Origin of the sequence: Desnuesiella massiliensis, from assembly GCF_001403615.1 — a bacterium.
In the GTDB taxonomy this organism is placed as follows: domain Bacteria; phylum Bacillota; class Clostridia; order Clostridiales; family Clostridiaceae; genus Desnuesiella; species Desnuesiella massiliensis.
This window is the reverse complement of record NZ_LN879454.1, coordinates 315,461-338,574: the sequence shown is the minus strand read 5'-3', so window position 1 is coordinate 338,574 and position 23,114 is coordinate 315,461. Positions and strand designations below refer to the sequence as shown.

Annotated in this window: 25 protein-coding genes; 10 read left to right on the top strand and 15 right to left on the bottom strand. The window is 33.3% G+C overall.

The genetic code is table 11. The features are described from left to right. Positions 1-57: 57 nt before the first annotated feature. The 4 genes from BN2665_RS05340 to BN2665_RS05320 all read right to left on the bottom strand — a co-directional run bounded on the left by BN2665_RS05340 (position 58) and on the right by BN2665_RS05320 (position 3,578). Entirely contained in the window at positions 58-750 is a 693-nt protein-coding gene (locus BN2665_RS05340) for a response regulator transcription factor (RefSeq protein WP_055666084.1), read from the bottom strand. A 277-nt stretch (positions 751-1,027) separates the two neighbouring features. Continuing rightward, entirely contained in the window at positions 1,028-1,978 is a 951-nt protein-coding gene (locus tag BN2665_RS05335) for an aminoglycoside phosphotransferase family protein (protein WP_055666083.1), read from the bottom strand. Between the two features lie 23 nt (positions 1,979-2,001). Further along, entirely contained in the window at positions 2,002-2,706 is a 705-nt protein-coding gene (locus tag BN2665_RS05330) for an epoxyqueuosine reductase (protein WP_055666082.1), read from the bottom strand. Positions 2,707-2,963: 257 nt separating this feature from the next. After that, positions 2,964-3,578 (bottom strand): hypothetical protein, encoded by a 615-nt coding sequence (locus BN2665_RS05320; protein ID WP_055666080.1) that lies wholly within the window; start codon positions 3,576-3,578, stop codon positions 2,964-2,966. Between the two features lie 340 nt (positions 3,579-3,918). Here BN2665_RS05320 and BN2665_RS05315 point away from each other — a divergent pair, with 340 nt between their 5' ends. From BN2665_RS05315 to BN2665_RS05305, 3 genes are all read left to right on the top strand, one after another. Further along, positions 3,919-4,314 (top strand): nucleotidyltransferase substrate binding protein, encoded by a 396-nt coding sequence (locus BN2665_RS05315; RefSeq protein WP_055666079.1) that lies wholly within the window; start codon positions 3,919-3,921, stop codon positions 4,312-4,314. After that, positions 4,311-4,622 carry a nucleotidyltransferase family protein gene (locus BN2665_RS05310; RefSeq protein ID WP_055666078.1) on the top strand — a complete coding sequence of 104 codons (312 nt, stop codon included), beginning with the start codon at positions 4,311-4,313 and terminating at the stop codon, positions 4,620-4,622. The genes BN2665_RS05315 and BN2665_RS05310 overlap by 4 nt, the downstream gene beginning before the upstream one ends. A gap of 150 nt (positions 4,623-4,772) precedes the next feature. Beyond that, positions 4,773-5,432 carry a DUF5412 family protein gene (locus BN2665_RS05305; protein ID WP_055666077.1) on the top strand — a complete coding sequence of 220 codons (660 nt, stop codon included), beginning with the start codon at positions 4,773-4,775 and terminating at the stop codon, positions 5,430-5,432. Between the two features lie 139 nt (positions 5,433-5,571). Here BN2665_RS05305 and galE read toward each other — a convergent pair whose 3' ends face one another. The 6 genes from galE to BN2665_RS05275 all read right to left on the bottom strand — a co-directional run bounded on the left by galE (position 5,572) and on the right by BN2665_RS05275 (position 11,332). Beyond that, on the bottom strand, positions 5,572-6,552 hold the full coding sequence (galE, locus tag BN2665_RS05300) for a UDP-glucose 4-epimerase GalE (protein WP_055666076.1): 981 nt from the start codon (positions 6,550-6,552) through the stop codon (positions 5,572-5,574). A 62-nt stretch (positions 6,553-6,614) separates the two neighbouring features. Then, positions 6,615-7,556, bottom strand: coding sequence for a DUF5107 domain-containing protein (locus BN2665_RS05295; RefSeq protein ID WP_055666075.1), 942 nt, complete (start codon positions 7,554-7,556; stop codon positions 6,615-6,617). Further along, complete coding sequence (locus BN2665_RS05290) at positions 7,553-8,713, bottom strand: galactokinase (RefSeq protein WP_055666074.1); 1,161 nt, start codon at positions 8,711-8,713, stop codon at positions 7,553-7,555. The genes BN2665_RS05295 and BN2665_RS05290 overlap by 4 nt, the downstream gene beginning before the upstream one ends. A gap of 66 nt (positions 8,714-8,779) precedes the next feature. Next, positions 8,780-10,336 (bottom strand): UDP-glucose--hexose-1-phosphate uridylyltransferase, encoded by a 1,557-nt coding sequence (locus BN2665_RS05285; RefSeq protein ID WP_055666073.1) that lies wholly within the window; start codon positions 10,334-10,336, stop codon positions 8,780-8,782. Between the two features lie 89 nt (positions 10,337-10,425). Then, a complete protein-coding gene (locus tag BN2665_RS05280; protein ID WP_055666072.1) occupies positions 10,426-10,890 on the bottom strand; it encodes a MarR family winged helix-turn-helix transcriptional regulator in 465 nt (154 codons plus the stop codon). Between the two features lie 244 nt (positions 10,891-11,134). Continuing rightward, positions 11,135-11,332 carry a CDGSH iron-sulfur domain-containing protein gene (locus tag BN2665_RS05275; RefSeq protein ID WP_055666071.1) on the bottom strand — a complete coding sequence of 66 codons (198 nt, stop codon included), beginning with the start codon at positions 11,330-11,332 and terminating at the stop codon, positions 11,135-11,137. A 175-nt stretch (positions 11,333-11,507) separates the two neighbouring features. Between BN2665_RS05275 and BN2665_RS05270 the strand changes: the two genes are divergently transcribed. Then, on the top strand, positions 11,508-12,419 hold the full coding sequence (locus tag BN2665_RS05270; protein WP_055666070.1) for a patatin-like phospholipase family protein: 912 nt from the start codon (positions 11,508-11,510) through the stop codon (positions 12,417-12,419). A gap of 43 nt (positions 12,420-12,462) precedes the next feature. Here the strand turns inward: BN2665_RS05270 and BN2665_RS05265 are convergent, their stop codons facing one another. The 5 genes from BN2665_RS05265 to BN2665_RS05250 form a co-directional block, all read right to left on the bottom strand. Further along, the gene (locus tag BN2665_RS05265) at positions 12,463-13,605 is read right to left on the bottom strand and encodes a ribose-phosphate pyrophosphokinase (protein WP_055666069.1); all 1,143 of its coding nucleotides are present in this window, start codon (positions 13,603-13,605) and stop codon (positions 12,463-12,465) included. Positions 13,606-13,951: 346 nt separating this feature from the next. Next, positions 13,952-14,104, bottom strand: a complete 153-nt coding sequence (locus tag BN2665_RS26890) for a hypothetical protein (protein ID WP_154674865.1) — start codon at positions 14,102-14,104, stop codon at positions 13,952-13,954. A 225-nt stretch (positions 14,105-14,329) separates the two neighbouring features. Continuing rightward, complete coding sequence (locus BN2665_RS05260; protein WP_055666068.1) at positions 14,330-14,797, bottom strand: NUDIX hydrolase; 468 nt, start codon at positions 14,795-14,797, stop codon at positions 14,330-14,332. Continuing rightward, positions 14,794-15,621 carry an ABC transporter permease subunit gene (locus BN2665_RS05255; RefSeq protein WP_055666067.1) on the bottom strand — a complete coding sequence of 276 codons (828 nt, stop codon included), beginning with the start codon at positions 15,619-15,621 and terminating at the stop codon, positions 14,794-14,796. Before BN2665_RS05255 ends, BN2665_RS05260 begins: the two co-directional genes overlap by 4 nt. Continuing rightward, a complete protein-coding gene (locus tag BN2665_RS05250) occupies positions 15,614-16,537 on the bottom strand; it encodes an ABC transporter ATP-binding protein (RefSeq protein WP_074042225.1) in 924 nt (307 codons plus the stop codon). Before BN2665_RS05250 ends, BN2665_RS05255 begins: the two co-directional genes overlap by 8 nt. 465 nt (positions 16,538-17,002) lie before the next feature. Between BN2665_RS05250 and BN2665_RS05245 the strand changes: the two genes are divergently transcribed. The 6 genes from BN2665_RS05245 to BN2665_RS05220 all read left to right on the top strand — a co-directional run bounded on the left by BN2665_RS05245 (position 17,003) and on the right by BN2665_RS05220 (position 23,099). Then, on the top strand, positions 17,003-19,444 hold the full coding sequence (locus tag BN2665_RS05245) for a polysaccharide lyase 8 family protein (RefSeq protein ID WP_055666066.1): 2,442 nt from the start codon (positions 17,003-17,005) through the stop codon (positions 19,442-19,444). Between the two features lie 26 nt (positions 19,445-19,470). Beyond that, entirely contained in the window at positions 19,471-20,271 is an 801-nt protein-coding gene (locus tag BN2665_RS05240) for a nitroreductase family protein (RefSeq protein WP_055666065.1), read from the top strand. 193 nt (positions 20,272-20,464) lie between these two features. Further along, the gene (locus tag BN2665_RS05235; RefSeq protein ID WP_055666064.1) at positions 20,465-20,902 is read left to right on the top strand and encodes a LytTR family DNA-binding domain-containing protein; all 438 of its coding nucleotides are present in this window, start codon (positions 20,465-20,467) and stop codon (positions 20,900-20,902) included. A 13-nt stretch (positions 20,903-20,915) separates the two neighbouring features. After that, positions 20,916-21,359 carry a DUF3021 family protein gene (locus BN2665_RS05230; protein ID WP_055666063.1) on the top strand — a complete coding sequence of 148 codons (444 nt, stop codon included), beginning with the start codon at positions 20,916-20,918 and terminating at the stop codon, positions 21,357-21,359. A gap of 40 nt (positions 21,360-21,399) precedes the next feature. Next, a complete protein-coding gene (locus BN2665_RS05225; protein ID WP_055666062.1) occupies positions 21,400-22,287 on the top strand; it encodes an ABC transporter ATP-binding protein in 888 nt (295 codons plus the stop codon). Next, positions 22,284-23,099, top strand: coding sequence for an ABC transporter permease subunit (locus tag BN2665_RS05220; RefSeq protein ID WP_055666061.1), 816 nt, complete (start codon positions 22,284-22,286; stop codon positions 23,097-23,099). Before BN2665_RS05225 ends, BN2665_RS05220 begins: the two co-directional genes overlap by 4 nt. Positions 23,100-23,114 lie beyond the last annotated feature (15 nt).

Below are 23,114 nucleotides of genomic sequence, written 5' to 3'. Positions count from 1 at the left end.
AAATATAAGCTTTAATTAATAAGTAACCATAAAGAAAATCTTAAGAAAGTCTTAAGTTTAAACATCTAGTTTATAGCCAATCCCCCAGATAGTTTGAATATATTCAGTGTTTGCTCCCGCCTTTAGCAATTTATTTCTTAGATTGCTTATATGAACCATCACGGTGTTATCATCGCATAAATACTGACTATCCCAAATGCTTTCAAAGATATTTGCCTTTGAAAAAACTTTTTTAGGATGGCTCATCAACAGCTCCAAAATATCAAACTCCTTTGAGGTTAAAATCACTTCAGCACCCTTTACAAATACTTCTCTAGTATCTTTATCAAGAGAAATTTCCTTGTATTTTAATATATTCTGAGCTGGCACTGTATAAAACTCCGTATATCTTCTAATATGCGAATCTATTCTAGCTGACACCTCTTCAATGTCGAAGGGCTTTGTTATAAAGTCATCGGCACCTATTCTAAGTGTTTGTATCTTGATATTTTTGTCTTCCTTAGCTGAGATTATTACTACTGGCATATTCCTAGTCCTTCTTATTTCCACTAAAAGCTCCTCACCGCTGATGCCAGGCAGCATTAGATCTAAAAGCACCATATCCCAATTCTGTTCCTTTAAATATATAAGAGCCTCTGTCCCAGAATAGGCAGGCTTAACAAAATATCCGCTGTCTTTTAACATATGGCATAATAATCTGCTTATATCACTATTATCTTCAACCAATAATATCTTAATATCTCTTCTCATCTCTTCATCTCCTAAAAGAGTTCCTTTAAACCCAATGATATGTTAATACGCTCCATTTATTTAATGCTATTAATTATACTCGCAGTTTATTCTATCATGTATATTGTTAACTTTAAAGTTTTTGAGATTCTTGATCTATAGGGAAACAAAGGTGAAACTTAACTTATACATGTTCCAAAATGGCATCTTCAAGCCATTATGGTGCATGTATAAGTTAATAGTTGAACTTGTTTCCCTATAAACACTCCTGTGTAATAAAACAAGCCATAGAGCGAAATTACTCTATGGCTTCTTTACAACAGGTTCTCCTTATGAGCTCAATTAAATCCCCATCTTTAATGTCTAAATTTCTTTGTGAATTTAATAGTTGCAAAAGATTAACTAAATCTCTTAGCTTAGCTAGTTCCTTATAATCCTCCGGTAACCTTTTATTAGCAGCTTCATTATAACTTTCAATAAATATATTTTCCTCTTCTCTAGATACTTGTTCTTCTATTCTTAAAAACTCACCTATATCTCCTAAACTATGTCCCGCCATGGATCCTTCCCAATCAATAAAATATGGGGTATCTTGTTTATCTACCATTATATTTATGGGACGAAAATCATTATGAACGAGAGTTATATCCTTCTCAATACGTTCAATGTTTTTATCATTGTCTTCTATATATTTTCTTACAGCCTCTGTTAATTCCTCCCCTAATTTTCTCATGGCATGTTCACCTAAAAACATAGGATACCATAACCTTAATTCCGGCAGCTTTTCGGCTACTTCTAGGTTATCATCGAAAAAGCCTCCCTCCTTATAAGAAGTACTATGGAGCAAAGCTAAATTATGCCCTATATCACTAAACACCTTCTTTTTATATCCTGCCTGTTTTGAATATTGGTCTAGGTTCAAGCCCTCTATATATTCAAATATAGCATAGGGCTTATCTATTATATCTAAGTTTCCATCTAACCAGAATAATTCAGGGGCTTTAACTTTTTCTTTTATATAATGATAAATTACTTCTTCTTTTTTCCACCAATTATCCTCTACTCCGTATATTCTTAAAAGAAATTTTTTGTCATCATATTCAACACAATAGTTACTGTTTCTCAATCCATTTCTTATCAAGCCTATATTTTTAATACTTCTTTTGGGTCTAATGGCTCCCATCATTTTTTCAGCAATGTTTTTATCTATTTCTATGTAAGGTTGTACTCTTTCCCATCTTGAGTCCATATTTTTCTCCTTTCTTCTCACGCTTACTTCAAGCCTGCAGTTTTTAGATATTTCTTAGTCCAAGGACACACTACAATGCACTTCCCACATATGGTGTGGTCTATTCCAATGGCTGAAGCTTTTTCTCGTGCTGTTTTCCGACATTCATAAGCATTGAAGAAGGTATCTCGCTCTTTATTAACGTTCCAATTGTCTCCTGAAGGAGCATTTCCAGGGCAATATAATTTACAATTACAGCAACTGCCACAATTCGATTCATTTATTGGAGTCCCTACCTTTAAGGGTGCATTTGTTAGCACAGAGGAAATTCTTATGCCCGATCCAAATTCCTTAGTGATAAGCAAAGCACATTTTCCTATCCATCCTAGCCCCGCTCTTGTAGCCACAGTTTTATGAGGTAAAATTGTTCTATTAGAATTTGGTTCAATAACTACCTCTGTGGTAGTCTTCAAAATTGCTTCATATCCAAAGCTGTTTAAAAGCTCCCCAGCATATTTAACTAAATCGTCTAATTGCTCATTAAGTCTTTTATATTCCTCATAGTACTCCTTTGTGGGCCCAGCTTCAATATTAGATATTATAGCTGGATTCAAGGCTACTGCTATGGATATCCCATAATCCATAGCATTTCTCTGTTCTTTTGGTAGTTCCCTTAAATCCGCAAATCCAACCAATGAAGCTCCTTTATCTACCAATGCTTTTTTTAATTTTAGAGTTAAGTCTTCCATATTATTTATCCCCCTCTCTTATGCCCTATGAATCCTTGATATTTCGCCATAACATATTTCGATAATACCTCTTCCTCTATTATAAAAATATCAAAAGAATTTAACCTGCGTCTTTGGTAATATTTGTTCTTCAATTGAATTCCTATAATTAAATTATAAGTTACATTTTTACATATTTCTATATATGCTATACTTTTATTTAATAAAATTAAATATAAAAAAATCACTTTAGAACAACATCCAGAGTGACTTTATTTTTATATTAATCCTTGGTATAGCAAAGTAGGCGGCTCCTCTCGAACCATCCTATCCTTTAGATTATACTCCTCTACAAAAGCCTCTAGCTCCTTCTCTTTTTCAAAGGCTTCCTCCAAGGAGGCTGCAGTTTTTTCTATCTCTAGAAGTAATGGATATTTCAAAGTATCACAGTACATTAACTTTATTGCCAAGTCCTCATTTTCATATTTTCCTAGGAGGCTTTTTCCTTCAAAGGTCATAAACTCCCTATAACCTAGAGTTTCAAATATCTCCATGACATTTAAAGCATCAACCGCTCTGCTCTCTCCATGGACACTTTCAAGAACCAAGCTCCTACGTACTCCCATGGTTATATCCTCATCCACTTCACTTCTTATATTACATACTCTGCCTTGGTCCCTGTCTTTATATCCTAAATATATTCTTCTTTCTCCCTTCTCAAACACCTCTGAAAATCTAAGAAGTTTACCTGCTTTAAATACCTCTAGCCCTAAGGTTTTTGTTTTCCATGCCACTTCCCTCTTAAATACTTCCTTTAAAAAGAGCAGTCTTTCAAAAACCTCTTCTTCTGAATTGAAATAAAATCTGGTTTCTACTTCATAAGATGTTACCATACCTTTCCTCCTATCCGTCTTATCATAAACCTTTCGACTATCTTACTAATAAGCATTCGTATAATAATTAATTCTATAACTATATTATTATATTATCAAATTTAATATAGTTACGATTTTAAAATTACTTAGAAATTTATCGTCTATAAATTAGTTGAAATCAATAAATGAAGTTGTTGTTAGGCTAATAGGTCTTTTTCTTTTATTTCTTATTATCTGATTTAATATTAGAAACTTTATTAAATATAAACTTATATATCCGTGATTAGCACTAGTATTTATGTGATATAATACCAATATAAATATATAAAATTTTAAATATAAGAAAGTTGGTGTGTTTATGGATATGGATATTAGATGGAAACAGCGATTTTCTAATTTTAGAAAGGCAACTATTCAACTAACGGAGTTTATACAAAAAGAAAGTTTAAATAAATTTGAAGTTCAAAGTTTAATACAATGTTTTGAATATACCTTTGAATTAGCATGGAAAACTATGAAGGACTACCTAGAACAAGAGGGTTTTGATGTTAAAAGTCCTAGATCAACTATACAAACTGCCTTTCAAACGCAATTAATTACAGATGGTCATTCATGGATTGATGCCTTGGATAAGAGGAATCTAATGGCCCATACTTACGATGAAGAAAAAGCAATAGAGGCTGAAAAGCTTATTAAAGAAAAATATTATATTATTATTAAGGACCTATGTTCTAAGCTGGAGGAAGCATTATGAATTTCGGTTTAACAGAAAGAGACTTAGACTATATAATAAATGCCATTAAAAACTTTAATGAGATAGAAAAAGCTGCGATTTTTGGCTCTAGGGCTAAGGGAAATTATAAACCAGGCTCAGATATCGATATAGCTATATGGGGAGACAATTTTAATTTTGATACCTTATCAGCCCTACATTCAAAGTTAGAAGATCAAAGCCCCTTACCTTATTTTTTTGATATTGTAGATTATACTCACTTATCAAGCAAGGATCTTAAAGATCACATTGATAGAGTAGGAAAATTTATTTTTATTAGAAAATTATAATTTGTATTTTTTGTCCTTACTTTAATTTCTCAAAGGCAAAAGTAAAAGCAAAAATCAATATATCAATAAAGAAATCCATGGATGCTTACAGATAGAGTTAAAGGTTTTATACGATTTTACAATAATAAATCATAGTAAGAGGTGATTATATTGAATGTAAAAGCCCTTATTAACAGAAGTGGAGTAATTATTTATATAACTATTATTGTTTTAGCTATCATATTCAATATGCTAGGTTTTGCCATAATCAATACCGCTGTTAGTAATGTTTTTAAGGTTTCATATTTCATTCTTTTAATAGGCGCCATTATGTCATTTTATAAAAGTGAAAAGAAGAATAGTGCTGCATTAATTTTTATTTTATTGCCAGTCCTTCTTTTGTTTACTGGAATACCTTTTAAAGTCGTTACTATGCTTATAGTATGTCCTTTATTTTTCTTTAAGGATATAAACTCATTGAGAAAAGCAGCAGGAATTTTAATTTATTCAATATTTATTACAATTGGAATATTAGGCTTGTTGATTAAGCTTGAACAATTTGGATCAAATACAACCATTGATCAACAATACTCATCTAATAAAGCCTATAGAACAGTAACAGTGGATAATGACCAAGGAGCATTAGGTGGAAATACCTTGGTTGATTTGGAGAAAATATATTTTGGAACTATTAAGAGACCTGTAAAAACTTTATATTATGGTCGGTGGGGTGAAAAACCAAAAGTCCTATGGTTAGATGAAAATATTGTAAGCATTAAGGGAAGAGAAATGGACATACGCACAAGTGAAGCTTGGGATACTAGAAAGTAATTTAAAAATCAACTTAAATTCTAAATATAAAAAGTATGCTAACGCATCAAGTTTAGCATACTTTTTAATTTTCAATTTTTCTCAACAATAGTTGAGAAAAATTTTCCTTAAATTGTGTACTGTGAATTGTGCATTGTTTCTAGTATCCCTTAGGATGATTCTTATGCCAATTCCACGCAGTTTCTATTATAGTTTCTAAGGAATTAAATTTAGGTTTCCAGTTGAGCTCCTCTAAGGCCTTTTCTGAAGAAGCTATAAGCACCGCTGGGTCTCCTGCTCTTCTTGGGGCCATGTCAGCTTTTATGTTTACTCCTGTAACCTTTCTTGCTACCTCTATAACCTCTTTTACAGAGAAGCCTTCGCCGTTTCCAAGATTATAAACTCTGCTTTCTCCACCCATCTTTAATCTATCTAAGGCTAGTAAATGGGCTGATGCTAAATCCATTACATGAATGTAGTCTCTCACGCAAGTACCGTCTTTAGTATCATAGTCATCTCCAAAAATCATAACCTTTTCTCTTTTTCCAAGGGCTGCTTCAAGTATTATTGGAATAAGGTGAGTTTCCGGGCTATGGTCCTCTCCTATGTTTCCGCTAATATGTGCTCCTGCTGCATTGAAATATCTTAGGGCAGTATACTTTATGCCATAAGCATTGTCGCACCATTTTAATATTTTTTCTACAGTAAGCTTAGATTCTCCATAAGGATTTGTAGGAAAGGTTTTGTCCTCCTCCATTATAGGAATTCTCTCTGGCTCTCCATAAGTAGCCGCAGTAGAAGAGAATACTATATATTTTACATTATGATCTCTCATAGCTTGAAGAAGGCTAACAGTACCCCCCACATTATTTTCAAAATATTTTAAAGGCTCATTAACGCTTTCTCCTACTAAAGAATCTGCAGCAAAATCAATAACAGAATCTATTTCATTCTCTGAAAACACTTTATCTAAAAAGCTTCTGTCTCTTAAATCTCCCACATAAAGCTTTCCACCTAATAGGGCCTCTCTATGCCCCTTTTGTAAATTGTCCACTATAACTACTTCTTCACCTTTTTCTAAAAGTGCTGCTACCATATGGCTTCCAATATAGCCAGCGCCTCCACATACAAGAATAGCCATTACCTTCATCTCCTTAAATTTTATTAAGTCATCTCCAAAAAATAACCAGCCAGTCTACTCGTCTATTTTTTTACGATGCCTAATTCTATTTCAATGTTAAAGTTTAATTCTTCCTTTGGGTGTAAAACATACAAAGCATTATTTTTTTCTGCAATATCAATGCTGTCATAATATCCATTACAAGGCTCTAAGGCACAATTGTAGTCTCCTCTAAAACCGCCCTCTGTAACCCAAAAACCCACATAAGGAAGTATCTCTTTATTAAAGTATACATTATAATGTACGTCTTTTGAAGGGTAATAGGCACCGCACTGCCCTTTTTCCACCTTACCTAAAGCATAATATTTTTCTGTATTATTTGAGCTTAGAGGAAGAACTTTATTTAAATTAAAAGCTTCTCCCTGTGTAGTCTTTGCTATAGGATAGCTATGCGCTGTACCTATTTCTCCTAAATGTTTACTTTGATGAACATTCAATACCTGTTCTGTGCCCTCTGGAAAAATTATCTCCATATCCTCTTCACAATTTATTAGACAATGAAAGGCCCATAGGCAAGGTATATCATTCTCTCCTGTATTTTTTATGCTATAGCTTACCTTTAACCTATCTTCTTCAAGTTCAAAACTCTTCTCATAGCTATACTCTAAAATCTTGCTATGATATTTTAATACTAATTTTTCTCCTTGGACTTCATAATCAAAAGCGGCAGACCATATCTCTCCATGGTCTGGATAAAGCACTTCTCTCTCCCCTACCATGACCTTACAGCTGTCAATGGTAGGGAAGGCGTCGTCAAAACCGGAAGCATCAAAAAGTTCAAAGGGGCCATACAATGTGGATTTTGTATAGATTTCTTCCTTGTTTTGAAAGAGAAGTTCAAAGGCTTTATCCTTTCTATATAAGGAAGCTACTTTACCTCCAATGTCAGGAAGTATTATAGCCTTTATAGCAGCGTTTTCTAATTCAAAGCTTTTTACACCTTTAAAAACAGATTCTCTAATCATTTTAACTCTTCTGCTCCTTCACCAATTCCGCTGAAATAAAAGTCTGGTGCATAGCCTATGATGTTTTCATAATTTGTTTTAACTTGAGCTATAAAATCTTCTAATAAAGCTTTATCTACTAAAGCTATGGCACAGCCTCCAAAGCCTGCTCCCGTCATTCTCGCTCCAATACAGCCTGGGGCTTTGATAGCTTCATAAACTAGGGTGTCTAATTCCTTTCCTGTAACTTCATATAAGTCTTTAAGAGAGTCATGAGATTGTATTAAAAGCTCTCCAAACTCCTTTAACGCTCCTTTATTTAAACAGTCATAAGCTTTTTTAACCCTTTCATTTTCATACACAGCATGCTTAGCTCTTTTTCTTACATTTTCTTTTTCAATATTATGAGCTAAGGCATTGAACTCTTCCACGGTTAACTCACAAAGAGCCCCTATGTTTTTTAACTTTTGTAATATGCTTAAGGCCTCATCACATTCTGCTCTTCTTTCGTTATATTTTGATTCACTTAGTGCTCTTCTTTTATTGGTGTTCATGATAACAAGAGAATAATCACCAATGTTCACCTCTGCATAATCATATTTTAGACTATTGCAATCCAATAAAATTGCCTTGTTCTTCTTTCCCATGCCTACTGCAAATTGATCCATGATGCCACAGTTTACCCCTACAAAATGATTTTCTGCCTTTTGAGAAAGCTTAACTATTTCAACCCTATCAACAGCTCCATTATTGAATAGCTCACTAATCACTACTCCCGTTAAGACTTCTAAAGAGGCTGAAGAAGATAACCCTGCTCCATTTGGTATGTTTCCACTGACAAGTATATCCATACCTCCTACTTTATAGCCTGCATCTACCATTACTTTCATAACACCCTTAGGATAATTTGCCCAATCATCTTTTTCATCATATATCAAATTATCTAGGTCTGCAGTTACCTTTAAATCAAAATTAGTAGAAGCTAAATTTAACTTATTATCCTCTCTTTTTCTAACACAAGCAAAGGTTCCGAAATCTAATGCGCAAGGAAATACATAGCCCCCATTATAATCTATATGCTCCCCGATTAAATTAACCCTTCCTGGTGAATGAAATACTCTTATCTTGCCCTCACCGTATAGCCTTATAAATTCACTTTTTAATGCGATAATATCCATTTTAAATCCCCCTTCTTTAATTCACAGCTCACAATGCACAACTGTGAACTGTGCATTGTGCATTGATTATAGACTCTTTTTAAACCCTAAGGTTTCAAAAAACTTATTAAAGGCTTCTCTGCCCTCTTCATCTCTCTTATATACTCCACAGTGCTCTAGTACCTTTAAAAATTTATTTCCCACTGCTTTTTTAACTAAGGCTTCTGCTTCTTTCATACTATTGATAGTGATATAGGTTCCTTTCAATTCTTCTATCCAGCCTAAGTGCTTAGCTAATTCTTCCTCTTCTCCAGCTTTTACTTTTTTATAAAGTTTTTCATCTCCAGAGATTATCCTTGCTATACTCTTGAGTTCCCCTTCTAGCCTTCCCGGCAGAACTGCTAGTCCCATAACTTCTATTAGTCCTATGTTTTCCTTCTTTATATGATGGAGCTCTTTATGTGGATGGAATATTCCATCTGGATGCTCTAGGCTTGTTCTATTATTTCTTAATACTAAATCTACTTCAAACTCTCCTAAAGCATTCTTTCTAGCTATAGGTGTTATGGTATTATGAGGTACTCTTTCTCCCTTAACTTCACTATAAGCAAAAATACCAGCCTCATTATCACTATACTCTCTCCAAGCACCTAATATCTCACAGCAAACCTTTTCTATAATCTTTCTATCATGAGAGCTGACTCTCAGCACAGACATAGGCCATTTTACTATACCAACTTTTAAATCCTTGTAATCATCGCTAATATAAACTGCCTCTATAGGAGCTTTTTCCATAGGAAATACATGTCTTCCTCCTTGGTAATGCTCATGGCTTAATATAGAGCCGCCTACTATAGGCAAATCTGCATTAGAGCCTATAAAATAGTGAGGATATTGCTCTAAAAAATCTAAGAACCTTACAAAGGTTTCTGGAGATATTTTCATAGGACAATGTTTTTCATAGAATAGTATGCAGTGCTCATTATAATAAACATAAGGTGAAAATTGAAGATACCATTGCTGCATACCTACTTGAACAGGAATAACTCTATGATTTTGTCTTGCAGGGTGATTTATATGTCCTGCATAACCTACATTTTCAAGACAAAGCAAGCACTTAGGATAATTAGCTTCAGGTCTTAATCTTGAAGCTGCTATGTCTTTTGGGTCTTTTTCAGGCTTTGAAAGATTTACTGTAATCTCTATATCTCCATAGCCTGTAGGTGCCAACCAATATAGATTTTTTTCTATTCTATCCATTCTTATATAATTTGAAGCCTTTGATATTTCGTAAAAATAATCTGTGGCCTCTTTTGGATTTCTTTCATATCTTTCAGCAAACTCTCTAACCACTTGTGATTGCTTAGGTATTAATATTCCCATAATTTTAGCATCTAGAAGATCTCTATAGGTGGTAGTGTTATGCTGTATAAGTACCTTTTCTGCGGCGTAATCTAAAAGCTTATTTAAAATAGGCACAGCACTTTCAAAAGCTATTTCTTCTAGTTCTCCATCGTAGGGCTCCTCTATTTGCAATAAATCTATAAGTTCATTTCTGGCGGGAATCACATCTAAAGGATGCAGCATATGTTGTTTTAGGGCAAATTTAATTAAATGCTCTAAGGCTTTTGATGGATTATTCATCTTTATGACCTCCTTTACAGAAAACCTTTTCTATTTTCATTATATTATTCTTAATTAAATTTGTCCATAATAAAAATGTTTTTAAAAACTTATTTTTTCAGAGCCGCCTTATCCTTAAGTTCTTTAAAGCACTGGTAGGTTAAAGTTAATAGCCTTATTAATTCTCTGCTATCCTTCTCCCCCAATGAAATAGCTAAATCTTTAAAATTATTTAAGAAATCTTCCCTCATACCATTAATTATATCTATACTCTTCTCTGTAGGCCTTACAAACACCACGCGTCTATCCTTTGGATCTGATAACCTCTCTACATATTGTTTTTTTTCTAAAGCATTAATCATATGAGTAACTGCCGCTGGTGTAATTTCAAGCTTTGAGCTTAACTCAGAAGGCTTAACCCCCTTGTCCTCTGGTCCCATATTATCCATCATGGTTCTTAGAAGCATAAATTCACTTTTTTTTATCTGTTTAAAGGCACTGTTATGCCATTGCAGCTTTTTAAATTGAGTAAAGGCATCCGCCAATTCCTTTGCCAGAATTGTTTTCTCATCCATTTGTACTCTTACTCCCTTTTCAATAAATATTTTATCACACTAAATATTTTACTATATAAATAGTATTCACCTAATAAACTTTTTTGTCAAGGCTTATAAAAATATATATACTAACTCGTTGATGGATATTCAATTAGTTATAATAGCTTGAAATGAAATATAGACATATTCTTCATAATAAATAGACCATCTTCAAGTGACTTTTAAATTATTTGAAGATGGCCTATTTTAAAGTAAATTAATATTATTTTGCACGCACTTTACTTTCAAATTTTCCTTGATGAGAACCGTCGCAATATGGTTTATTTTTTGATAAGCCGCACCTGCATAGATGAAGTTCAGAAGCAGTTTCAATAACCTTACCTTCCCCATCGAGTAATTCTACTTCACCTTTTACAATAAGTGGCGCATTGTCAAGTACTTGAATTTTAGCATTTGCCATTATTTTGTACCTCCTTAATTATTTGGTTATTAATATTCCTCAAATTTTTTTAACTATACTCCAATAATGTAATATAAGAAGATATCCTCAATTGTAAATTGATGCATTGATTAAAGTAACTAAATCATAAAAAAATTCATACCTTATAACTATAATAAATAATCTGAGGTGTTTTATGAAAATAGATGCTGTTTTTGAAGGTGGAGGAGTTAAAGGTATGGCTTTTGTAGGCTCTATCTGCTGTCTTGAAGAAAAAAACTACAGCTTTGAACGATTTGCCGGAACTTCTGCAGGCTCTGTAATAGCCGCTTTATTAGCCGTTGGTTACACTGGTAAGGAGATAAAAAACATAATGCTTAATACAGATTTTAGGCGCTTCATAAACAATAAAAAATCTATAAAAGTATATAAATTATATGGATTACTTAAGAATAAAGGCATTCACACTAACGATTATATAGAGCAGTGGCTTAGGGAATTGCTCTCTAAAAAGGGAAAGCTTAAATTTAAAGACGTAAGTGTAAAGGGGGAATCTAAATTAAAAATTATAGCTTCAGATATCACCAGACATGAGATGCTTATACTGCCAGATGATCTAAAAAACTATGGCTTAGATCCTATGGAGTTTGATATTGCAAAGGCAGTGAGGATGAGTACTTCCATCCCCTTCTACTTTGAGCCTTACAAGCTTTACTACAAAGATGGAGTAAGCTTTATAGTAGATGGTGGGCTTCTCAGTAATTATCCTATATGGATTTTTGATATAAAAGGTATTCCACGCTGGCCGACCCTTGGCTTTAACCTTATAGGTGAGGGGCAAAGTTTAACCTCTCAAGGCAAAAACGATATTTTTTCTTACTCCTTAGATATAGTTTCAACCATGCTAAACCGCAAGGAAGATATTTACATAAGAGAAAAGGATAGAGTGAGAACCATATATATTCCTACCTTAGGGGTAAAAACTACAGACTTTGATATCTCTAAGGAGACTAGTCTTAAGCTTTTTAATGAAGGCTATAGCTCCACAGAAAACTTTCTCACTAACTGGAGCTTCAGTGCTTATGTACGAAATCACAGGATGATATAAAAAATCCCCTTTAGCTGCGCTTCTCTGGCTAAAGGGGATTCTTTTATTTATTTCTCTGACTTATAAGTTCCTTTATTCCGCTAGTAGCATCTAGTAAAGGTGAAATAGATTTATCATGATTTAAATAATCTATAATATTAGCTATGAATTCAGACATATCCACTTCTCTAAACCAGGCCGCCCTTTTTACCTCTTCTGGAATATAAGTTAAATTGGTAGAATAAACTCTCTTAATTAGACCTTCTTCATAAAATCTATTAAACTTTTGAATACCTTCTGTAAATAAAGCAAAGGTAGCGGATACAAATATATTATTTGCTTTTCTCTTTTTTAACTCTCTTACTATGTCAAATACGGACTCCCCTGAAGCAATCATGTCGTCCACAATGAGTATATCTTGTCCTTCAACATCCCTACCTATATATTCATGTTGAACTATAGGATTCTTTCCGTTAACTACAGTGGAATGATCTCTTCTCTTATAGAACAACCCTATATCTAATCCAAGGACGCTGGAATAATAAATAGCTCTATCCATAGCTCCTGTGTCTGGGCTTATTACTATCATCTTATTTTTATCTACTAACAAGTCTTGTTCTTCTCTTAAAACAGTTTTTACAATCTCATAGGTAGGATATAAATTGTCAAAAGATATTAAAGGTATTGCATTCTGCACATTAGGATCATGAACATCAAAGGTTATGATATCATCTACCCCTAGTCTCTCTAACTCTTGAAGTGCTATAGCACAATCTAAAGACTCTCTGCCCTTTCTTCTATGCTGCCTGCTGGCATATAGCATAGGCATTATAACTGTTATTCTTTTAGCCTTACCACCAATAGCAGATAAAACCCTTTTTATGTCTTGAAAGTGATCATCCGGGCTCTTGTGGTTTTCATATCCAAACATCTTATATGTACAGCTGTAATTTCCTACATCGCATAGTATGTATACATCTTTACCTCTTACGGTATCCTCTAATACCAGCTTTCCTTCCCCATTAGAAAAACGTATTTCATTTACGTTTACCAAGAAAGAATTATCCTCTCCTCCAGCATTATAAGGGCTGCCTTCCCTTTTTCTAATCAGTAGTTGATTAATCTTGTGTCCAAGCTCCGCACTGCTTTCTAATGCGATAATACCTAGATTGCAATAAGGAACATTTGTGGGCGACTTTACCTTCATCATAAACCTCCTGCAAAAACTTTAAAATTAAAGTTAACTAATTGTACTATACCCCATAATTAAGGCCTAGTCCATAATTATAAAAATTTTGAGCTATTCCTACAAAATAAAACGTTTACATTTTGTGCATTTTATCTTTTTACGAAATCTTTATATTTCAATTATATTATATATCAAATTATATTAAATGGAATACTCAATATCACTTTTTTTACGTTAATTTGAGGCAAAATGCTAATAATGCATCATAAAAAAAAGCTTCAGAAAGAAAATTTTCTAACTAAAGCTTTTTCTATTGTATATTAATTTATGATTATAGTTTCTACCAAACATAATTATCCTCTAACTATACCGCTAAGCTATTTTGCATTGAAAACAAATTGTTAGAAGCCTCTAAAGCATACTTTTCATCCATTTCAAATACGTTATCTATAATCTCTATATCATTTTCAGTTGCTTCAAACATGTTTTGTACCTTTTCAAATAATCTCTTTAACATCTAAACCACTCCTCTAATTTAATCTATCTATAGGAGGATGTGAAAATCATAGGTGTTCTTTTTCACGGGCCGCTCGTGGAGCTCCACGCGCGGTGTAGGGAAACCTATAGAACACCTTTTTTCACAGCCTCCTATATCAATTAAGATTTTATTGCTTAATTCATCTTACAATATTATTATAGCGGTTTAGAGTTATTTGAACCATTTATCTAAATTACATTTGCTTCATTTTTCATTACAGTTTTGTAAGGATAAAAATTTTTCTATCATTCTTCTATGGCTCTTTACCATATTTTCTGGTAACTCATATATACTTATATACTCAAAGCCTAGAGATTCACTTTCATCTATTTTAAGCTTTCCACTTACTTCTTTAGTATAATAAGCAGCAGTAACGGAATAAAACTCGTCTCCATTAGGAAGTTTTAAAAAATTCTCTGCTCCAGAGAATATATCAATGAGCTTTAGATTACCAACAGTTAATCCAGTTTCCTCCATGACTTCCCTTCTAGCAGTTTCTTCCGTGGATTCTCCCAGCTCCATAAGTCCCCCAGGTAATCCCCATAGCTTAGGGGGTGAATTTCTCCTTTGAAGCAGTATTCTATTTTCCTCATCCATTATAATAACCACTGAGCCTACTAGGATAAGTGGTCTATGTCCCACTAGCTTTCTCAATTCCTCTACATAACTCATAGCAATATATCCTTCCTTTTAAACACCACTAAACTTAATATATAAAATATCAAACCTTCAACTAATACTACGAAAACACCGAAGATTAAGTGCGGTAGTCCTAAGTTAGAGGTGGCTAAATTATATATATTAAAATAGTTATTTATAAAAAATGGTGACAGCTTATGAAATATCTGGTTTGCCACAGAAAGCATAATAAGCAGTGCTACTCCCGTGCCTACCACAGTTCCCTCATTGCTAAAGGCCACTGCTAGCAGCAAAATAATCATGCCGAAGGACAGCAATGGAAGCAAGGAAAGAGAATATACTAATAATGTGAACATCACTCCATAGGCCGGTGATAGCTCTACCCCCTTAAGCATTAAGCTGTTTCCCCAGCCTAATAAAATTGCGCCTAAAATATATCCTAATAGCATTATATATAGAATTAAGATCATCAAAGTTAAGGCTAAGGCACCTACCTTACCAAGCAATAGCTCAGCTCTTGATACCTGACGAAGTAAGGAAAGCTTTAGAGATCCATCGGTATATTCACTGGTTACTATATCTGCTACCAGTATTATAATCATAATAGGAAGGACTAATCCCGCTAAGCTATCCAGTAAATTTATAGGGAAGGACTGCCCATTAACCCCGAGCTCCATAAAGGCTTCATTTTGAGCCATTTCCGCACTTTGATTTAGATTCCCTGAATTAAACATATTATTAGTGGCTAAGGTACTAATAGCTATAAATATAGATATAATTCCAATAACAGCCATGAATATATATATCTTTTTACGTGCAAATACTTTATATACTTCATTAAATAAAATATTAATCAAGCTGCTTACCTCCTTTGATGCTATCTATGAAAAAGGATTCTAGAGACTGTTTTTGAGGAATTATATAACTAACCTCTATATCCCTTGATACTAAACAACTGTTTAATTCAGAGCTATAGCCCTTTTCTATATCCAGTTTTATACCCCCATCAAACTCCTTAGAACTCTTAACAAAATGCAGCTTTCCTACCTCTTCTAAAGCTCTATCTATATGCTTAGTATGTATTTCAATGGTTTCAAAATCTTTATTGAGTAGATCCTTAACTTCTCCTTCTATAACTATGCTGCCTTGATGAAGAATGGATACTCTATTGCATATTTGTTCTACTTCATGAAGAAGATGAGTAGATATGAAGAAAGTAATATTTTGATTTTTAGATAAATCCACTATCATCTCTCTTATTTCCTTCATGCCTTGAGGATCCAAGCCATTGGTAGGCTCATCCAGTATTATAAGCTCTGGATTATTTAATAAAGCGTTAGCTACTCCTAACCTTTGCTTCATGCCTAAGGAATAAGTTTTTACTTTATCCTTTGCCCTATTTAGCAGCCCAACCATTTCTAATACCTGCTCTACTCTATCCTCATCTATATTAGGCACGAGATTTGCCATCAATTCTAAATTTTTTCTTCCTGATAAATAAGAATAAAACTTAGGGGTTTCCACTATAGCACCCACGGATTCAATAGCCTTACGAAAATCCTTTTTTACATCAAAATTCTTTATTTTTATAGTACCACCATCTGAATGTATAAGATTTAAAAGCATCCTGATAGTAGTGGTTTTCCCAGAGCCATTTTGACCTAAAAAGCCGTATATATCCCCCTTTTGTACCTTTAAGCTTATTTCATTAATAACCTTTCTCTTACCAAAATATTTTGTGAGATTATTAACTTCTAAAATATTATGGTTCATTGAAGCACCTCATCTCTCTTATATGCTTTTACTATAATTATAGACATAATAAGTTAATTATACTTTATTATACTTATATAATAAAAGTTAAATATACAATTTACTTTTTATTCAAATACATAAAATTCATACCAGTTCAAGCTTTTGTATTGCTACAATATTAAGAATACTATAGAATTTATTATATAAACATTTCCAATAGGACGTTCATCATACCTATGTTTCCATTAACTTCACCATATAGAGAAACCACTTCAGCTATTTGCTTGTACATACACCATAATGGCGTAAAGATACAACTTGGGAACATTTATGGGTTAAGTTCCGATACAGAAACCCTATATAGCGTTTCTAACTCAACTATTAACTTATATATGCACCATAATGACTTAAAGATGTCATTTGGGAACATGTATAAGTTAAGTTTCGATATAGAAACCCTATAAATAACAAAGGAGGATTTGTATGAAAAGTGCACTTAAGATTACAGCAAGAATAGCTCTATGCTTGTTTTTTTCCACCTTTATTATACTTGAAAATCTAGGCTTTAAATATAAATTATACAATTCTGAAAATGATCTTTCTCAAAAAGTCAGCGCCAAAATAAGTGAAGATAATTATGATTTGTTGATAAAAAAATGGATGACTACTCTTATACCTTTAGATATTAATATAGATATATATGATAAGGAAATTAAGGGCTCTATAGATTCCTTAGCAAAAAATGCTGATAGTTTATGGAAGTCCATGAATAAAGAATATAATAGAAACTACTTATGGCTCAATGCTTCCAGTACAACAAATGCCGCTCATATTAGTCTCAGCTATAGAAATCTCTTAGAAATGTCTAAGGCCTTTATGATTAAAGGCTCTTATCTAAAAGGTAATAAAGACTTATTAAAAGACATAATCTACGGCTTAGATTGGATGAGCAATAATCGTTATAATTCTAGTAACTACTATGGCAACTGGTGGGAGTGGGAGGTTGGAGCTCCTCAGCTGCTAAATAATATAATGGTATTGCTTTATGATTATCTTCCCTACGAAAAAATCAAAAAATATACAGACATTACAAAAGCTTATGTTTCTTCTCCCTACAAGCTATGGAAGGGGCAGTATGAATCCACCGGTGCTAATAGGGTAGACCTATGCAAGGTTGTAGCCCTAAGAGCAATCCTTACAAAAGATCCCTGGGAGCTAAATATTGCAAAGAATGCCTTAAAACCAGCTCTTCAATTAGTAACTAAAGGGGATGGCTTTTATGAGGATGGTTCCTTTATTCAACACGGCAACATACCTTATACAGGAACTTATGGTGCTGTGCTGCTAGAGGGTATGGGTGAAATGCTCTATCTTCTAAAAGACAGCAGTTGGTCCCTGGATGAAGCAGATGCCAATAGTCTATATAAACTTATAAAAAACTCCTTTGAACCCTTAATATATAAAGGCTTGATGATGGATATGGTAAATGGAAGAGCCATCTCTAGAGGAATAGAGGATTTTGGCTATGGTATAGGTGTGATAAGTCCTTTGCTTCTATACTATATACCTTCTATGCCAGAAATTACTAGAGATTATTACAGATCCATGATAAAAAACATCATAATTTCTAATAAATATAGAGATGTTAAAGCCTTCACCACAAACCTAAATTTTAAAACAGAGGTTAAAGAATTACTAAAAGATATGACCCTTAAACCCTATAAAGAGCCTACAGGTACCTTTAACTTTGCTAACATGGACAAATTTCTTCACAGAAGAGAGGATTATGCCTTTGCAATAAGCATGTACTCTGAAAGAACTGGAGCTTATGAAGGAGATATGAATGGGGAGAATCTAAAAGGCTTCCATACTGGGGATGGTATGACTTATCTATACAATGAATTAGATCAATTCTCCGGAGGCTTCTGGCCTACAGTAGACCCCTATAGACTACCTGGCACTACTATAGATACAAGGATGCTAAAAGCTGGAGATGGCACAGCTCTCTCTTCTCCAGAAAGCTGGGTGGGAGGTACAATTCTACAGAACGCCTATGGTACCGCTGGCATGCAATTAAATAAGCTATCTCCCCAGGGTAAAAATATTTTAGGTATGGACTTAAAAGCAAAAAAATCCTGGTTTATGTTTGATAATGAAATAGTAGCTCTAGGCTCAGGCATTAACAGCTCCAGTGAAAATCCTATTGAAACCATCATAGAAAATCGCAAAATCTTAGATAATAATCAAAATCAATTTATTATAGATGGTATTAAGCAATCTAATACCTTAGGGAAAAACTATAATATGCAGGGAATATCCTGGGCCCACTTATCTGGCAATACTACTTACACTGGCATAGGGTATTATTTCCCTAATAAATCTAATATAAATATAAAAAGAGAAGCTAGAACAGGCTCCTGGCAAGATATAAATTCTAATAAGTCTAAGGACTCTATCACAAGAAACTATTTAACTCTTTTGCTAAACCATGGCATAAGGCCTTATGATGGAAAATATGCTTACGTGCTGCTTCCTAACAGCACAAAGGAACAAACAGAGGCCTATGCCAAAAATCCGGATATAAGAGTACTAGCCAACGACTCTAGTGTACATGCCGTTAAAGAAAATAGATTAAATATAATAGGAGCTAACTTTTGGAACGACAAGGTGCATAAAATGGACATAATAACCGTAGACAGAAAAGCTTCCATCATGGTGAGAGATGCCTTTGGCTACACTGAAGTTTCTATTTCAGATCCCACTATGAAAAATAAAGGCTTCATAACAGTAGAATTAAATAAAATCAGCAGGGGAATTTTATCTAAGGATGATAATGTAGAGATACTACAAACCTTCCCTACTATAAAACTTAAGGTTAATGTTAATAATGCTAGAGGGAAGAGTTTTAATGTGAGGTTTAGATAATAATATTTATATATGGTGGTGAAACTATGTTAAATTTAAATTTTAATTCAGAAGTCCTATACTCTGCTGCCTTTAGCAGAATATCTGCAAGAAACTATAAAAAACACCCTCTATCAAAGGACGACTATAGCTATATAAAGGAAAAGGTGGATTATGTGAACAGCCTAAACACTGGCATTAAGGTGTGCTTAATTCATCAAAGTGGAGAAGATGTATTTAAAGGTATTATAGGCTCCTACGGAAAAATAAATAATGCTCCTAGCTATCTAATGCTAGTAGGTGAAACTGAAAGAGAAAACATTGAAACTATTATTGGTTTTCTAGGAGAATATCTAGTGCTAGAATGTGAAGCTAGAGCTGTGGGCAGCTGCTGGGTAGCCGGTACTTTTAAAAAATCAAATTTGCCAGAAGAAGTGATTATAAAAGATAATGAAAAATTATTTTCTTTGATAGCTTTAGGCTATAACGGTGATCCTGAAGAAATGGCTAAAAAAGCTGCTAATTCAAGAAAAAGAAAACCTCTTTCTAAAATAGTAACTAATTTTGAAGAGCTATCAAAAAGTCCAGACCCTATACAAAAAGCCATAGAGCTAGCGCAAATAGCTCCCTCTGCTATAAACCTTCAGCCTTGGAAATTTAAAGTGTCCACTAAATCCATAGAAGTGTTTATAGATCAGGGCTTGCTACCTATAGAAAGACTTAAAAACTTAAAAAAGATTGACTTAGGCATAGCTACTTTTCACATAATAACAGCCCTTCGCTACTTTAATGAAGAACCTGCCCTGTCCTTTGGTGATGGTGAGAGCTTTGCTAAAATTACAATATGAATGAAAAGCGACATTGGTCGCTTTTTTCGCGTTAATTATATAGAAGCAACTTAGTATATTTAATATGCAACTTAGTTATAACTATATTTACATTATAAATTTATAGGATTATATTTATAATATCAACATGATATAAGTTACTACTTAGCATAGATTAGAATATCTCTATATGTAGTACTTAGGGGGTGTTAAATTGAAGATAATTATTGAGGAAGCTTCGGAAAATAAAGAAATAGAGATAATAATCAGGTGCAGCGTTATTAACGAAGAATTGCAAAAAATCCTATCTCTGCTTAAAAGTACGGAGGAAAAAATTATTGGCAATCTAAATGGAACACTACACTTGGTAGAACCAACAGACATCTACTATTTTGAAAGTGTAGATAAAAAAACCTTTATTTATACAGAAACACAGGTCTTCGAAACCCCTATGAGGCTATATGAAATAGAGGATAAGCTATCCAAATACGATTTTTTTAGAGCTACAAAATCCACAGTAATAAATATATCAAAAATTAAAAAGCTTACTCCTAAATTTAATGGCAGATTAGATGCATTACTAGAAAATGATGAAACTCTTACTATTTCAAGACAATATGTTCCTGTAATAAAAGAGATATTAGGATTGTAGCGAGGTGAATTAAATGAAAAAAGTTATGGAATTCTTATTTCAATTTAAAATGGTGTGGGGGTTGTTTTTCGCTTCTACAGTTATCATTTATACCATTGTTAATATGCTGCTGGGCAAAACCTCCATGGAGCTTGTTGTAATATGGCAACTCTTTTTATTATCTATAGTACTGGTGGTTATTCAATATATAATATTTGGAGAATTTATGCTGACTAAGCTATCATTAAAGCAAAAATTCCTCATCCACTTTACATTATGCTATTTTACTATTCTTACATTTATAATCACCTACGGATGGATGGATTATAGAAACTTTTCTTCCTTAGGGTTATACAGTGCAGTATATACACTATTTTATCTTGGAATACTTAACTCTCTGCGTTGGTATAATAAAGCAACTGGAGAAGAGTTAAACAGCAAACTAGCAATTTATAAGCAAAAAAGGAATATTAATTAAGGCATGTTCAAAATGCCTAATATTATAAGGAGGCCCTACCATGAGCATTATTGAAATAAAAAATTTGACCAAAACCTATGGCAAAAGCCGCGGAATAGACAAGGTAAACTTAACAGTGAACAAGGGTGAAATTTATGGGTTTATAGGTCCTAACGGCGCTGGAAAATCTACTACTATTAAAACTCTTTTAAATCTAATTTTTCCTACTAGTGGTGAAGCTAAAATCTTCGGTTTAGATTGTGTGAGCCAAACTACTAAAATAAAAGAGGACATTGGTTATGTTCCTAGTGAAGTTAGATATTACGACAATATGTCTGTTAAGGAAATTATAGATTATGCTAAGTCCTTTAAGAAAAATGTGGACAATGGATATGTAGACGAATTAATCAAAACCTTTGATGTAGAGCTTCATAAGAAGATCTTCGAGCTTTCTCTTGGAAATAAGAAGAAGGTAGCAATTATACAGGCTCTGCTTCATAAACCCAAGGTATTAATACTGGATGAGCCTACCAATGGGCTAGATCCTTTAATTCAGCAAAAGCTATTTAATGAGCTGCTAGAATTAAAGAAACAAGGTTCTACCATATTCTTATCCAGTCATAACCTAGCAGAGGTGGAAGAATTCTGTGACAGAGTGGCTATTATTAAAGAAGGAAAAATCTTAGAGGTAAGAAAGATAGAAGATTTCGCTAAGAAAACCGTAAAAAAGGTTGCATTAAAAACTTCTAAAAATATAGAGGCAGAGCTTAAAAATATAGGTGGAGAAATAGTTAGTAACGAAAATAATACTATAGTTTTTAATTATAAGGAAGATATAAATAAGCTCATTTCTTTATTATCTAAATATAATATAGAAAACTTGATTATAGAAGAAAAGAAATTGTCAGAAGTATTTATGAGCTACTATGAAGGGAGGAAAAATAAATGAATATTTTTAAGATGGAGTTTAAAAAAGGCTTTAAGTCATTAATGCTATGGAGCATTATTTGCGTAGCCCTAACTATTTTGTTCATGTCCATGTTCCCTTCTATGAAGGACAGTGGAATGCAGGAGCTAGTAAACACCAAAATGGACGCCTTACCTCCTGCCATGCTTGAAGCTTTTAATTTAAAGGATATTCCTGATTTTACAAAACTAAATCAATACTTTGCTTACGTATTTCAATATATAGTTATCGCAGGATGTATTTACGCAGGAATGCTTGGCGCTAAAGCTCTTATTAAAGAGGAAAGTGAAGGAACTATAGAGTTTCTTTATGCACAGCCTGTGAGCAGAAACAAGATCCTAACCATGAAAATACTATCTTCCTTGCTTTTATTTTATGTCTTTATAATGATAACAGCGGTGGCCTCCATGGCAATAGCTTTAGCTGTAAAACCATCAGATTTAAAAGTAATAGATGTTATAATGGATTTTAAACTTCTATTTGGAAGCTTCTTCTTAATTGGAGTTGTGTTTATGGCTATGGGATTCTTGATTTCGGTTTTGATAAGGAACGTAAGAGCTGCTATGCCAATATCTACAGGAATTTTCTTTATAACTTATCTTCTAGGTATGTTCTCTGGTATGATAGATAAACTTGAGTTTTTAAAATACTTTTCACCTTTCCATTATGCTGTGCCTTCGGAGATTATTAAGAAGGGTATTCACACTACAAATATAGTATTATCTATCCTAATCATACTCTGCTCTATTGCTGCTACTTACTTTATTTATAGGAAAAAGGATTTTAAAATTTAAAGAGATGCCAATTTG